Raw genomic sequence first — 14,139 nt, forward strand, 5'->3', positions numbered from 1 at the left:
AACTTTTTTGTAGAATAATGATATAATTTATGTAGTTTAGTTCAATAGGGGGTTCTGCATTGAAAATTGATGATATTGCAAGGCTTGCAGGTGTTTCGAAATCTGCTGTCTCCCTTGCTTTTAATAACAAACCCGGAGTTAGTGAAGAAACAAAGGAGCAAATTCTAAAAATTGCACAAGAGCATGGATATAAACCACGTACCATGAAGTCCAACAAGGAATCTATTAAAAATCACCATGTGATTCGCTTTGTGGCATGTAAAAATACAGACATCGTAACAGAACATTATGATTCATTTCCCTTTTTCAATGAATTAATTCATCATATTACTAATCAGGTGAGAGAGCATGGAAATACCCTAATTTTTTCGTCTTTTGATAGCCATAACCTCGAAGAAGAATTATCTGCTTTGGAAAAAGATCAGCCCTCTTCAGGCGTACTTCTGCTTGGCACCAATTTAACTTCCGAGATTATTCATTCTATACAATCCATTCATACCAATATTGTGATTTTGGATACCTGCTTTGAACACGTCGACGCCAGTTTCGTATCCATTAATAACTATCTTGGCGGGTATCAGGCAGGCCAATACTTAATTCAGTCTGGACACAGACGAATAGGATACGTGCAATCCAGTACCAGAATCCTCAACTTTAAAAAACGAAAGGAAGGGTTTATGGCGGCTTTAGAGGAGCACAATCTTTCCATAGAAAATGGGCTTATATTTGATATGCATCCCATGCTTGTGATGTCACAGGACTCTTTCAAAACAGCTATTCATGAATTGAATGAGCTTCCTTCGGCCCTATTTTGCGAAAATGATTATATGGCGATCAGTGCCATTAAAACGTTTCAGGAAACGAACATTCGAGTGCCTGAACAAATTTCCATCATGGGGTTTGATAATATTAATGAGGCTAAGGTCATTAGCCCGGAACTCACAACCATTCATGTGAAAAAGGAGGTTTTGGCCCGAACTGCTGTAAACTTGCTTATGGAGAGACTTAACAACGATCAGAAGCATCATACTCAGGTTCTGGTGAATACAGAGGTTATTGAAAGAAAATCTTGTTTAGCCTCAGAATGACCTATGATAAGGTAAACTAAATGGGGTGATAGAGAAGATAACAAGAGGGAGGGTTCAGCATGATATATGATTATGTGAGCTGGACAGGAGCGGTCTTCATCATACTCGCCATTATTTTAAGTGGAACAGGGGTTCTATGATTCTAAAATAAAGCCGCCGGGTAGGCGGCCTGCCTATTTACTCTCCTGTTTCAGCAAACTTATGAATGCGTACCCCAATTTCATCACGCACACGCTGGAAGACGGCCCATTTTTCCTCTTCGGTACCCTGCGCTTTCGCTGGATCATCAAAACCCCAGTGCTCACGGCGCACATGAGGAGGCGTAACAGGACATTTATCCGCTGCATCCCCGCACAAGGTCACAACCAAGTCGGCGGAGTTTAGCCGTTCAGAGCTGATGATATCTGATGTTTGCCCTGAAATATCAATATCCACTTCCTGCATCGCCTGTACAGCTTTCGGGTTCAGTCCATGTGCTTCAATGCCTGCGCTGTATACGTTCCAGTGATCGCCCAGAACCTTTTTGGCCCAGCCTTCTGCTATCTGACTACGGCAAGAGTTACCAGTACACAAGAAGTAAATTGTCTTTTTATCCATGATGATCGTCTCCTTTAGTGTTTAAATCATAATATTGTCAACCACAAATACAAACCCAAAAGTGTGAAAAAAAGCGTAGGCAAGGTCAGAATTACACCTGTTTTGAAGTAGGTTCCCCAACGAATCTTTATGCCTTTAGAAGTAAGCACATGCAGCCAGAGCAGCGTAGCCAAGGAGCCAATGGGTGTCATCTTGGGCCCTAAATCCGACCCGATTACATTGGCGTAAACAAGTGCCTCCCGGATCATTCCTGTTGCGTTCGTAGCATGGATCGCCAGCGCATTAATCATGACTGTAGGCATGTTGTTCATCACCGACGAAATGACGGCAGCCATAAAACCCATAGCCATCGTAGCCACAAACATCCCCTCGTCTGCTGCCGCTTGAATAAGATGAGCTAGCAAATCTGTCAAACCCACATTACGCAACCCGTATACTACGACGTACATCCCGATGGAGAAAAATACGATGGCCCATGGCGCGCTTCTCATGACTTCTTTTACAGGTACCACAGGACTTTTACGAGCAATAAATAAGAGAATAACAGCAATGATTGTCACAATTACCGAAACTGGAATGTTGAAAAATTCGCTGATCAGATAACCTGCAAGCAGAAGGGTCAGGAAGATCCAGGAAAGCCGGAACATTTTCGCATCCTTAATCGCTTTAGCAGGAGCCGTTACATGAGCAACATCAAACTTCCCTGGAATGCTTTTACGGAAAAAGAGATACAGCACTAACATGCTCGCAGCTATAGAAAAAAAATTCGGAATAATCATGCGGCCTGCATACTCCATAAATGTAATGTTGAAGAAATTGGCGGTCACGATGTTAACCAAATTGCTGACGACGAGCGGAAGCGAAGCCGTATCTGCAATAAAGCCGCTGGCTATGATAAAAGGGAATACCCTTGTTTCTTCAAACTTGAGCGCCCGTACCATCGCAAGCACAATGGGAGTCAGGATCAAAGCGGCACCATCATTTGCAAAAAAAGCAGCTACCACCGCTCCCAGCAAAGTCACATACATAAACAGCCGGACCCCGCTTCCCTGCGCAGCCCTCGCCATATGTAAAGCGGCCCATTCAAATAGTCCGATCTTATCCAGCACCAATGAAATGAGAATAATAGCTACAAAAGCCAGCGTGGCATTCCACACGATTCGGGTTACTTCCCACACATCTTGAATATGAACCACGCCAACAAGCAGAGCCAAAATTGCTCCTGCGGAGGCTGACCATCCAATAGACAGGTTCTTGGGCTGCCAGATCACCAGCGTCAAAGTTAACAGGAAAATAGCGCATGACAAGAAAACCGATAACACGTTCAAACCTCCGATCCAAGATGTATCATCACATCAAATCATTTTATAAGCATATGCTTATATATTGGGCATCATTTTCCATGCTCACAGAGGCAACTTTTCCATCGAATCTTTAGCAGGAGCAGGAATTCGAATCAGGTCCGCAAGCAGCGGTTGGTTCTTCTTTATTTAAAAGCTTCAAAATTTGCTTCTCATCTGGCATACATTGAAGGACCGCTTGAATATGAGGCTTGTCCTCCACATTGAGAGAATAGTACACCCACTGCCCGCGTCGAGCTTCTTTTACAATCCCTTGAGACTTTAGCTTTCTTAGATGCTGGCTGATACCCGGTTGCGAAATATCAAAAATCTCGACAAATTCGCACACACACCATTCCCTCTCTTGGAGCAAAGAGAGCATCGTCAGCCGTGTTCTATCACCCAATAGCTTTAATTGATCCGCTACATAAGCCAGTTGGTCCAATATGATCACCTCTTCTCTCTATATATAATCATTTGCTTATATCTTAATTGTATACTCAACACCACTCTTTTTCAATACAATCGTATAATCAAATTTTTCACTTTTTCATAACCAATCTACCGTTGTATACTGTTCTTCAGAACTGCTATGGAAGGAGGCTCATTTTGCGTATTTTTGATATTCTTCGTATATTGGTTGCAGAACAGATGGTCAACGGAGAACACTTGGCAAATATATTGAAGGTATCCTCTCGAACCATACGAACGGATTTAAAGGAATTGGGTGCGCTGTTGTCGAAGCATGGAGCAGCAGTCAAACCTCTCAAAGGATCGGGCTACAAGTTAGAGATTCGGGACGAACAAGAATTTCATCATCTGCTGAAGCAGTTAAAGGATTATGAAAATAATGTGCCCTATCCATTAGCGAATTCTTCTGAAGCGAGAAATCGTTTTTTAATGAAAAAGCTGCTGCTCACCAATGCATATATCAAACTTGATGATTTAGCTGAGATCCTGTATGTTAGTCGATCTACTTTACAGAATGACCTCAAAGAACTGCGCAAGTTACTGGCAACCTACGGACTATCCCTGGAGAATAGACCGTATCATGGTATTCGAGTCAAAGGTAACGAGGCCAAGCTGCGTTATTGCATTTCCGACTATATATTCAGTAGAACAGATGAAATAGGCGAGCAGCAGATGTCCCACCCTCCTCTGATCTCTAACGAAGAGATGGAATGGATAAGAGAAGTGATTCTGGATCGCATTGAATTCAATGATATTCAGTTGTCGGACATTGCTTTGAACAATCTGGTCATTCATATTGCTATTGCATGTAAGCGTATTCGTGAAGAAAGGTATGTTTCGTATTATCCTCAAGAAATGAAAAAAATTGAAGCGCAGAAAGAGTTTATGGTGGCGACTGAAATCGTATCTGCTTTAGAACAAAAAATGAAGCACTCCTTTCCACTTGTTGAAGTTGCGTACATTGCTGTGCACCTGCTGGGTGTAAGGACAGTCGTTAGTGCCCATTTGGATGAAATAGAGATTAAAAAGATCATTGATAAAGATATCTACGAACTGACTATTGAAATACTAAACCAAATTGATCAACAGTTGAAAATGAACATTCACAACGACAAGGAATTGCTGATTGCTTTTTGTCTTCACCTCAAACCGGTCATTAACCGTTATCAATACGGAATGAATTTGCGGAATCCTATGCTGGATGAAATCAAAGCCAATTACCCGCTTGCCTTTGAAGCAGGTATCATTGCTGCGGAAGTCATCAAGCAGCGACTTCATATACACATCGAGGAAAATGAAATTGGGTATTTAGCCATTCATATCGGAGTCGCGATGGAAAGAAAGAAAATGGAAGGCGCACCCAAAAAGTGCATGATCGTATGTGCTTCTGGACTCGGCAGCGCAAAGTTGCTGTATTATAAGCTTCAATCGGTCTTCGGTTCCAGGTTGGAAATCGTGGGAACCACTGAATTTTATAAGCTTAAACAAATGCCGTTGGATACACTGGACTTTGTCATTAGCACGATCCCCATTTCAGAACCGCTTTCTGTACCCATGATACATGTGAATACATTTTTAGGCGGTTCTGATATCACTAAAATTGAACAAGCAATCTCAGAGGCAAGACTTCCTGCTGTGCAGTATGTACGAAAAAAATTGGTTTTTCTTCAGCAGAAATTTGATAACAAACTCCAGGTGCTTGAATTTATAGCCGCAAAAATACACGAAGCCGATCTTGTGGAAGGCCCCCTGCTGCAATCTGTGGTAGAGCGTGAAGCTGTTTCCCCAACATCATTTGGCAATTTTGTCGCGATTCCGCATCCGATGGAACCTTTCGCTGATTCCACGTTTTGGGCCATCTGTACATTACAAAAAGCTATCGATTGGGATGGCAAGCCAGTACAGTTTATTTGTATGCTCTGCATACAGCGCACCAAATCAGAAGATTTACAGAGTATGTATCATATTTTGCTTGAAATTTTAAATAATGAAAAGCTCGTCCAGCAGCTTATCCGCTGCAAAACGTACACGGAATTTGTAGAAGTGCTGCATATAAATAGCTGAATATTAGCAATATGTAATTGCAAAGGAGGAACCTGAAGCCTGCAAGGCGGGGGTCTCTCCTTTTTGTGGTGATGGAGAAGTCATTTAGAAGAGACGATTTTTCCGTTAAGAAGCGGAAAAATTATGCGTTAAATTGAAAGCGATTCCAAATTATAATACTAAAGAAGGCAGCTTTTGAAGGGAGATAAAAAACATGAATAATGATGAAACTACAGAGCACGACGTGAGTATGGAGGGCATGGATGATACAGAAATTGTATTCCAAATTATATTATACGCTGGGAATGCACGCAGCTCGGCCATGGAGGCGATTGAGCTTGCAAAGGCGGGAAAGTTTCAGGAAGCCAAAGAAGAATTAGCCTCAGCTAAAAAAGAACTGGTGTCCTCCCACAAAATTCAAACCAGAATCATCAATAAGGAAGCAGCGGGTGAAAAAACAGAGATGTCGGTCATGATGGTACATGCTCAAGATCATTTGATGAATGCTATCACCATTCGAGATATGGCCTCAGAGTTTGTAGATCTGTATGAACGTATTGATCAATTCGTACCAAAATCGTAGAGGGAGGGGCACTATCCCATGGCTTTCAAAAACAAGCTAGTCGACGGCCTCACATCAGTGGCAAATGCAATCAACAATTTTAAATATATTATAGCGATCAAATCAGCCTTTATCACATTAATGCCTGTCATCATTGTCGGTGCCTTTGCTGTACTGATTTCCAATATGGTCATGGACCCGGTCAATGGTCTGGCCCATTTTAAACCTTTCTCCTTCCTGGCAGAGTACAAACCGATTTTCTCAGGCATTAACTATGCCAGTTTGAATATCCTTACCATCCTGGCTATTTTCATGATTGGTCTGGAGCTAGGAAAAATTAACGGGGAGAAAAACCTCTTCCCAGGACTACTCGCTGTAATCTGCTTTATATCTGTGACGCCGACCACGATTGAGTTGATGGTTAACGGGGAAATGCAGAAAGTAACGGATGTCATTGCCCGCCAGTTTACGGATACCAAGAGCTTGTTTTTAGGTATTTTCATAAGCATTCTATCCGTTGAGCTGTACAGCAAACTGGGCAAGTCCGATAAGCTAAAAATTAAAATGCCTGAAAGTGTTCCCAGCAATGTGGCTGTTTCTTTCTCGGCACTCATTCCAACCATCATTACGGTGACTGTCTTCTCGATGCTTGGATTCTTCTTTCATAAATTTACAGGTCTCTACCTGTATGATGCCGTCTATAATGTGGTGCAAAAACCTCTGGAGACCGTGGTGCAAGGACTGCCGGGTATATTGGTACTGATGCTGGTTGCGCAAATCTTCTGGGTGATCGGCATTCACGGGAACCAAATGGTAAAACCGATTCGTGAACCCCTGCTGCTTGGAGCGATTACCGTCAACATGACTGCTTATGAGCAAGGACTGCCGATTCCGAACATTATTACGATGCCTTTCTGGGACGTATACATGAGTATCGGTGGTTCAGGGATTACGCTGGCCCTTTTGATTTGTATTATGATTGCTTCCAAGCGCGAGGATATGAAGGAAATTACCAAGCTTTCGTTTGGACCTGGCCTGTTTAATATTAACGAGCCTGTCATTTTCGGACTTCCGATTATGTTGAATCCATTGATGGCTATCCCTTTCATTATTACTCCGCTTATCACAGGAACGATTGGCTACTTTTCGACGTTGCTTGGATTTGCAGGTAAGGCCGTCGTCATGGTTCCATGGACTACTCCGCCTATTATTAATGCCTACCTGTCTACAGGTGGAAGCATTGGCGCCGTCGTAACCCAGATCATTTGTATTGTGGTAGCGATTATCATCTATTTTCCGTTCGTCAAAATTGCCAACAAGCGAACGGCTGAATAATGCGCTACTATAGAAATATATCATTCAATTGAAAGCGTATTCTTAATGGATTCAGGTTAACGCCAACTTTAAAGGAAGAAGCTGATCATGGTGAAAATGACTTTTCGGTGGTATGGCGAGCAGGATTCCATTCCACTCTCTTACATCCGGCATGTCCCCTATATCAAAGGAATTGTAAGCGCGGTTTATACCGTTCCGCCTGGAGAGGTATGGCCTTGGGACCGTATCACTGCTCTCAAGCAGCAAATCGAGGAAGCGGGACTTACATTTGAAGTCGTGGAAAGCGTTCCTGTACATGAAGCGATCAAGCTGGGACTCCCCACCAGGGACAACTATATTGCCAATTATAAAGAAACGCTGAGAAGGCTGGGTGATGCCAGGGTAAAAGTCGTCTGCTACAATTTCATGCCTGCCTTTGACTGGTTTCGTACCGTCATTGACAAGCCTCTTCCCGACGGATCGTTGACATTGGCTTTCTCGGGGGAAGAACTGAAAAAGATTGAGCCGAACATTGCTGATTTTACGCTTCCGGGTTGGGATTTATCATATCCAAAGAAAGAACTCCCTGCTTTAATGAAGCAGTATAAAGAACTGGAAGCCGAAGGAATCTGGGAGAATCTAGCTTATTTTCTGGCAGAAGTAATTCCCGTAGCCGAAGAGGTCGGCGTAAAAATGGCGATCCATCCAGATGATCCGCCATGGCCTGTTCTGGGTCTGCCGCGTATTCTTAGCAAGGAAGCAGATTTTGACCGTCTGCTGGAGCTTCAGCCCAGCGTGCATAACGGTATTACCTTTTGCAGTGGCTCGCTAGGCAGCTCACCAGACAATGATTTACCCGGAATGCTAGACAAATACGCCGCGCAGAAAAGGATTCATTTTGTTCATCTACGTAATGTCAAACGTTATCCTAACGGTGATTTTGAAGAGTCAGCGCATCTGTCCGAATCGGGTAGCATAGATATGGCGGAGCTGATTCATATCCTGCATCGTCATCAGTTTGAAGGGTATGTAAGACCTGACCACGGGAGAATGATCTGGGGAGAACAAGGAAAGCCCGGCTATGGACTGTATGACCGTGCATTGGGAGCGGCCTACTTAACGGGCCTTTGGGAATCTATAGTACGAAAAGGAGAAGCATGTAATGGCTAAACATACGATACAAATTCCGTCGAATTTCATCATGGGTGCTGCGGCTTCCGCCTGGCAGACAGAGGGCTGGAGCGGTAAAAAGGAAGGGCAGGACTCATTTCTCGACCAATGGTACAAAAATGACCGCTATGTCTGGCACAATGGATATGGACCTGCGGGTGCAACCGACTTCTATAATCGTTACGCTGAGGATATTGCGCTGATGAAGCAGATTGGCCTGACCCATTATCGTACTTCTATTAATTGGTCCCGCTTCTTAACGGATTATGAGAATGTTGTCGTGGATGAAACGTATGCGGATTATATGAGCCGGGTCATTGACGAGTTGATTGCCAGCGGGGTCGAGCCCATGATTTGTCTGGAGCACTACGAGGTGCCCGCTTATTTGCTGGACAAATATGAGGGCTGGTCTTCCAAGCATGTGGTGGAACTGTTTGTGAAATATGCAGAAAAGGTTTTTGAACGATACGGAGATCGGGTAAAACACTGGTTTACATTTAATGAGCCCATTGTTGTACAGACTCGTGTCTATCTGGATGCCCTTCGCTATCCCTATGAACAAAATACGCGGAAGTGGATGCAATGGAATTATAATAAAACGCTGGCTACTGCGAAATGCGTACAACTTTTCAAAACCAAAAACTATAATCAGAACGGGGCTAAAATAGGCGTTATTTTGAATCCTGAAGTAACCTATGCCCGATCCAGCGCCCCTCATGACCAGTATGCTGCACATGTGTATGATTTATTTTACAATCGAGTATTTCTGGACCCGCTTATTAAAGGCGAATACCCGCAAGAGCTATTCGACTTAATGAGCAAGCATGATATTGCATTTGAATCAACCACAGAAGAACTAACAGTGATTAAGGAACATACCGTTGACTACGTCGGGATCAATCTCTATTATCCGCACCGGGTCAAAGCGCAGAGTAAAGCGTGGAATGAAAACATTCCCTTCCACCCCTCTTACTACTATGATCATTTTGATCTTCCGGGTAAAAGAATGAACAAGTCACGGGGCTGGGAGATTTATCCTAAGATCATTTACGATATGGGAATGCGTATCAAGAATGAATATAACAATATCGAGTGGTTTGTTGCGGAAAATGGTATGGGTATTGAAAATGAAGTTGTCTTCAAAAATGAGGAGCACATCATTCAGGACGACTATCGCATTGACTTTATAACTGAGCATTTATGCTACACGTTACAGGCTGTAGAAGCCGGCTCCAACTGTACAGGTTATATGCTGTGGGCCTTTACAGACAACGTTTCTCCCATGAATGCTTTTAAAAATCGCTATGGACTGGTGGAAATTAACCTGGAGAATGATCGAAGTCGGCATTTGAAGAAGTCCGGCTACTGGTATCAATCTGCCATCAAAGAACGCTCGTTTGTTGCTGATCTGGATGAAGAGTATAAATAATTAAAAATCAATTTCTGGAGGCGTTCAAATATGAAAAAAATTATTCTGGCCTGCTCTGCGGGTATGTCCACATCCATTCTGGTTTCCAAGATGAAAAAAGAAGCAGCAGCCAGATCCATGGAGCTTAACATCGAAGCCATCCCCGAAAGTACCATTAAGGAAGAGCTGGAAGGCATTAAAGATTCTGTGATTGCTATTTTGCTTGGTCCTCAAGTACGGATGCGTAAAAAGCCGGTTGCCGAAATTGCAGCTCCCTATGGCATCCCGGTGGATGTCATTGATACGATCGCTTATGGTAGAGCAAACGGTGCCGCCGTGCTGGATCAAGCCTTGAAGCTGGCTGGCGAATCATAATGAACATGTAGACATTTTTCGATGAATAGCAAAAGGCAGCAGTCTCCCATCAGGAAGCTGCCGCCTTTCCGTATATTGGTATACATATTGATATTGATTATCCCGTCACCTTAAACCGTCCAATCAACTGGCGTAGCTCGGCGGACATCCCTTTCAGGCTCTCCGCCGATTGGCTGACGCCTTCCATGGAGGTTAGCTGCCCATCCGAGGCTTCTGTAATCAGGTGGAAGTGTTCGGCTGCATGCCGTGAAATTCCCTCCATTTGGTCCACGGAAGCTGCGACTTCCTCCGAAACAGAAGTGATCTCCTCCGAGGCAGCCGATACCTCCTGCAATTGTGTCGTGATCCGTTCCAGACCGGAATGAATATGGCCAAAGGATTGTCCAGCCACATTTACAATGTCCATTCCCACCCTGGCTTCAAGGGCGCTTCCCTCCATCCGCTTGGACAGCTCGGAAGTCTGTTGCTGAACCGAGGTGATGATGCCTGCGATAACCGCCGAGGACGACTGGGATTGAGTCGCCAGCTTCCTTACCTGCTCGGCTACCACGGCAAAACCACGCCCATGCTCTCCGGCCCGAGCCGCTTCTATCGCTGCATTCAGCGCGAGGAGATTGGTTTGTCCGGCAATATCCGTCATCAGGGAAAGTACCTCTCCGATTTCCACGGAATGCTCCTCTAATTGTTTGGTGGCGGTAGCCATCGCCGCTGTAGAGTCTACAATGGATTTCATTTGATCCACAGCCCTGACAATGGCTTCATTACCCTGATGAGCATTCTCGGTAGTTTCCTGCGATAAGTCCGCTACAATCGCAGCAGATTGTGCAATTCGATGCATGCTGGAGGTCATGTCCTCCATGCCTTTATTCATCTCCATGGCCTGGAATACCTGGGTTTCTGCCCCCACCGCAGCTTCTTTAATATGTATGGAAATATCCCGACTGGCTTCTGCTGTAACATGGGCATGATTGTACACATCCCCGGATGAAGACAGGATCTGGTCCGAGCCTTTGCCAATGCCCTCAATTACCGTTCTTGTATCCGTTACGAGGACCCCAAAAGCCGAAGCCAGACGGCCAATTTCATCCTTACGATTCGTATCAATAACGACCGTAAGATCGCCTTCACCAACCTTGGCAACATCTTTGGTCAACCTTAATAACGGACGAGTCAAATATTTGGCTAGTGCAAAGACCAACAGAATACATACCACCAGCACAATCGCAGCTACGATCAGCATCGTTCTTCTGGATGTTTCCATTAATTTGTATACCTCTGTAGCATCCAGATCTGCCCCGACAACTCCTGTAATGCTGCCGTCCTTGCCTTTAATCGGAACATAAGCCGAGACGGTGGCTCCGTACTCATCCTTCGTCAGATCGCCTATGGAAGCCTCCCCAGTTTCCAAAGTATGCAGCATCCCCGGGTACGCATTGTTTTCGGGAGTGCCCAGCGGCGAATAGTCCTCTTTGGCGGTGGAAGCAGCCACGCCGTCAACGATGTACACATAGCTCGCTTGGCCTCCGTCTTCCACTTTCCCCAGCGTGTATAAATACTTGAAGCCGTTAGCTTCCTTCAGCTCGTTAAGCTGATCGCGCAGCTCATTAAAATAAGCATTCTCTCCCCCGGCAACGGGTTTAATGTCTGTGTATTTGTCCACATTAATCATGGCTGCGGCCCTTTCGGCCACCGCTTTGGCCTGCTGGCCCATGGAGTTTTCCACCAGTTCGCTCGAAGATTGATACAAGGTAAAACCCAGAATGGCTCCACCGATTACAATAAGGCCCGAAAAAAACAACACCATACGTGACAACAGACTGTTCAACCCGCCAACGCTCCTTTGGATAATCCAACTTGTATTTACATCATTTTATATTATACATGTCTTTCTGCCTATCCTTTTTAGTTAAATCGTCCCATATTTCCTATTCCACATCAAAATTGAAGTATGTTTTAGCATAAGGCTCCTTCATCAGCGTAAAGTGCCACCATTCCTTGTTGTAAGGTTTGAAGCCACGCTTCACCATAGCATCCCTAAGGATTTTTCGGTTCGCCTGCTGTGTCTTGCTGATCAGCTTCGTGTTGTAATAGGAAATATCACCGAAAAAATCAAACGGACTCCCCATATCGACAGTCTTCCCCGTTTTGATGTGCACCAGCGTCAAATCCACGGTGCTCCCCCGCGAATGGCCGGATTTCCTGGCGATGAAGCCCAGCTTGAACAATTTGCGCTTATCCAGCTTCGGGTAATACTGCTGCTTCATTTTGAGATCACCGTTATCCTGCGACCATCTGACAAAATGATTCACGGCTTTTTGCGGACGATAGGCATCGTATACTTTCAACAGATATCCTTTGGCTGCCAGATCATCGCTAACCCCTTTTAAAGCCGCTGCACCTGTATGGGTCATGATCGCAAAAGGCCTCTTATATCCATCAATCCGTCTGCCAACAAAGTTATTTTCACTATAATAGCGGATTTCATATTGCGCCGCAGGAATCACTTCATCCAGATACACGAATCCCTTGGGCAATTTATTTTTCTTCTCAATGTTCAAATTCTGCGTTGTACTGCTATCCGCAGTTACGTCCGAGGCTCCGGCAGCAACGGTGAAAAAAGGACCTGCATTTAGCAATAATGCATATGTAATCAGTGCGATGCCGATTTTTCTTAAAGACTTCTTCAACATAGGCAGACTCCCCTTTGTGAAACTGGTTGGCTTACTGCTGACCATTGTATCAGGTGAGGACATATTTTCCTATAAGTAGCTGCCAGGCTATCCATAAAAAAGAGGCTGCCCCCAGCCCCTTCCTGAATCGCACGCTTTCCCGCTACACGCCTTCTTTTCCTGAACCAATACTGCTCGCATACGTTTCCTTCAATCCGGCAGAGATGCCATATAGCGGCTCCCATCGAAGCCAATGTCTCGCGACTGCGTTGCTAAGACAGCTATGGTGAATGTCTCCCGCCCGCGCAGCTGAATACACGGGCCGAACGGACGAGCCGTGCAGCTTCAGCAAATCGTAGGCCAGCCGATTGATGGACGTGGTTCGTCCCGTACTCACATGTACCGTACGCTGATCCGCTGCACGTATAGCCGCCAGATTCGCTCTGACTACATCCTTGACGTACACGAAATCGCGGGTTTGCGTTCCGTCGCCGTGAATGAGCAAGGGGCTCCCTTTTTTCAGTCGATCCATAAAAAGAGCGACTACACCGCCCTCTCCCTTCGCGGCCTGACCGGGACCATACACATTCCCGTAACGCAAAATCGTGTAATTCATGCCATATAACCGATGAAAAAGACGGATATACGATTCTGCGGTCAGCTTGGAAAGCCCGTAGCCCGAAATCGGCTCCACAGGATCGTCTTCCTGAATACATTGCTTTTGCAGTTCACCGTATACGCCGGATGTGGACGCGAATATCAGCTTGGATACACCGGCTTCATGACAAGCCTGCAACAGATGAATCGTCCCCATCACATTCACATCTGCGTCCTCATCCGGTCGATGGATGGATTGCTGGACATCGGCCTGTGCCGCCAAGTGAAATACAATATCCGGGCTTTCCCGAATGAGCAGCGTCCGGGTCTCGGAGCTGCGGATATCCGCCATATGCATGACCGCGCGCAGGTCCACATTTGCGACATTCCCGGTCGTCAGATTATCCAGCACATGCACCCTGATGCCCGAATCAGCAAGCGCACGCACCAGATGGGAACCAATAAATCCGGCTCCCCCGGTGACCAAAGCCTTCACTAGCGCACC

Annotated in this window: 13 protein-coding genes; 7 read left to right on the forward strand and 6 right to left on the reverse strand. The window is 45.1% G+C overall.

All coding sequences use genetic code 11. The annotated features are described in order from the left end of the window. The first annotated feature begins 59 nt into the window (after window positions 1-59). Window positions 60-1,088: a LacI family DNA-binding transcriptional regulator gene (locus ABIA61_RS17790; protein ID WP_283653102.1), complete on the forward strand. Its 1,029-nt coding sequence runs from the start codon at window positions 60-62 to the stop codon at window positions 1,086-1,088. Between the two features lie 177 nt (window positions 1,089-1,265). Here ABIA61_RS17790 and arsC read toward each other — a convergent pair whose 3' ends face one another. The 3 genes from arsC to ABIA61_RS17805 form a co-directional block, all read right to left on the reverse strand. Then, window positions 1,266-1,685, reverse strand: coding sequence for an arsenate reductase (thioredoxin) (arsC, locus tag ABIA61_RS17795; RefSeq protein WP_404581086.1), 420 nt, complete (start codon window positions 1,683-1,685; stop codon window positions 1,266-1,268). Window positions 1,686-1,711: 26 nt separating this feature from the next. Beyond that, a complete protein-coding gene (locus ABIA61_RS17800; protein ID WP_283653103.1) occupies window positions 1,712-3,007 on the reverse strand; it encodes an arsenic transporter in 1,296 nt (431 codons plus the stop codon). A 112-nt stretch (window positions 3,008-3,119) separates the two neighbouring features. Beyond that, window positions 3,120-3,470: an ArsR/SmtB family transcription factor gene (locus tag ABIA61_RS17805; RefSeq protein WP_044645743.1), complete on the reverse strand. Its 351-nt coding sequence runs from the start codon at window positions 3,468-3,470 to the stop codon at window positions 3,120-3,122. Window positions 3,471-3,634: 164 nt separating this feature from the next. Between ABIA61_RS17805 and ABIA61_RS17810 the strand changes: the two genes are divergently transcribed. The 6 genes from ABIA61_RS17810 (at window position 3,635) to ABIA61_RS17835 (ending at window position 10,368) form a co-directional block, all read left to right on the forward strand. Continuing rightward, complete coding sequence (locus ABIA61_RS17810; RefSeq protein ID WP_283653104.1) at window positions 3,635-5,560, forward strand: BglG family transcription antiterminator; 1,926 nt, start codon at window positions 3,635-3,637, stop codon at window positions 5,558-5,560. 193 nt (window positions 5,561-5,753) lie between these two features. Then, window positions 5,754-6,122, forward strand: a complete 369-nt coding sequence (locus ABIA61_RS17815) for a PTS lactose/cellobiose transporter subunit IIA (RefSeq protein ID WP_082067130.1) — start codon at window positions 5,754-5,756, stop codon at window positions 6,120-6,122. Between the two features lie 18 nt (window positions 6,123-6,140). Next, the gene (locus ABIA61_RS17820) at window positions 6,141-7,436 is read left to right on the forward strand and encodes a PTS sugar transporter subunit IIC (protein ID WP_044645745.1); all 1,296 of its coding nucleotides are present in this window, start codon (window positions 6,141-6,143) and stop codon (window positions 7,434-7,436) included. A 90-nt stretch (window positions 7,437-7,526) separates the two neighbouring features. Then, window positions 7,527-8,585: a mannonate dehydratase gene (gene uxuA, locus ABIA61_RS17825; protein ID WP_283656321.1), complete on the forward strand. Its 1,059-nt coding sequence runs from the start codon at window positions 7,527-7,529 to the stop codon at window positions 8,583-8,585. Beyond that, entirely contained in the window at window positions 8,578-10,014 is a 1,437-nt protein-coding gene (locus tag ABIA61_RS17830) for a glycoside hydrolase family 1 protein (RefSeq protein ID WP_404519580.1), read from the forward strand. Before uxuA ends, ABIA61_RS17830 begins: the two co-directional genes overlap by 8 nt. Before the next feature lie 30 nt (window positions 10,015-10,044). Further along, window positions 10,045-10,368 carry a PTS sugar transporter subunit IIB gene (locus ABIA61_RS17835; RefSeq protein ID WP_283653106.1) on the forward strand — a complete coding sequence of 108 codons (324 nt, stop codon included), beginning with the start codon at window positions 10,045-10,047 and terminating at the stop codon, window positions 10,366-10,368. Window positions 10,369-10,465: 97 nt separating this feature from the next. Here the strand turns inward: ABIA61_RS17835 and ABIA61_RS17840 are convergent, their stop codons facing one another. The 3 genes from ABIA61_RS17840 to ABIA61_RS17850 all read right to left on the reverse strand — a co-directional run bounded on the left by ABIA61_RS17840 (window position 10,466) and on the right by ABIA61_RS17850 (window position 14,130). After that, window positions 10,466-12,193, reverse strand: a complete 1,728-nt coding sequence (locus tag ABIA61_RS17840; RefSeq protein ID WP_283653107.1) for a methyl-accepting chemotaxis protein — start codon at window positions 12,191-12,193, stop codon at window positions 10,466-10,468. 100 nt (window positions 12,194-12,293) lie between these two features. Then, window positions 12,294-13,058, reverse strand: coding sequence for a M15 family metallopeptidase (locus tag ABIA61_RS17845; RefSeq protein ID WP_283653108.1), 765 nt, complete (start codon window positions 13,056-13,058; stop codon window positions 12,294-12,296). Between the two features lie 142 nt (window positions 13,059-13,200). Beyond that, entirely contained in the window at window positions 13,201-14,130 is a 930-nt protein-coding gene (locus ABIA61_RS17850) for an NAD-dependent epimerase/dehydratase family protein (RefSeq protein ID WP_404581088.1), read from the reverse strand. Window positions 14,131-14,139 lie beyond the last annotated feature (9 nt).

This window comes from Paenibacillus sp. RC21, assembly GCF_044907935.1.
Taxonomy (GTDB): domain Bacteria; phylum Bacillota; class Bacilli; order Paenibacillales; family Paenibacillaceae; genus Paenibacillus; species Paenibacillus terrae_A.

Bases quoted from the DNA above. Each gene is read 5' to 3' on its own strand.
- arsC (WP_404581086.1), bottom strand. From the start codon at position 1,685: ATGGATAAAAAGACAATTTACTTCTTGTGTACTGGTAACTCTTGCCGT.
- ABIA61_RS17815 (WP_082067130.1), top strand. From the start codon at position 5,754: ATGAATAATGATGAAACTACAGAGCACGACGTGAGTATGGAGGGCATG.
- ABIA61_RS17820 (WP_044645745.1), top strand. From the start codon at position 6,141: ATGGCTTTCAAAAACAAGCTAGTCGACGGCCTCACATCAGTGGCAAAT.
- ABIA61_RS17830 (WP_404519580.1), top strand. From the start codon at position 8,578: ATGGCTAAACATACGATACAAATTCCGTCGAATTTCATCATGGGTGCT.
- ABIA61_RS17835 (WP_283653106.1), top strand. From the start codon at position 10,045: ATGAAAAAAATTATTCTGGCCTGCTCTGCGGGTATGTCCACATCCATT.
- ABIA61_RS17845 (WP_283653108.1), bottom strand. From the start codon at position 13,058: ATGTTGAAGAAGTCTTTAAGAAAAATCGGCATCGCACTGATTACATAT.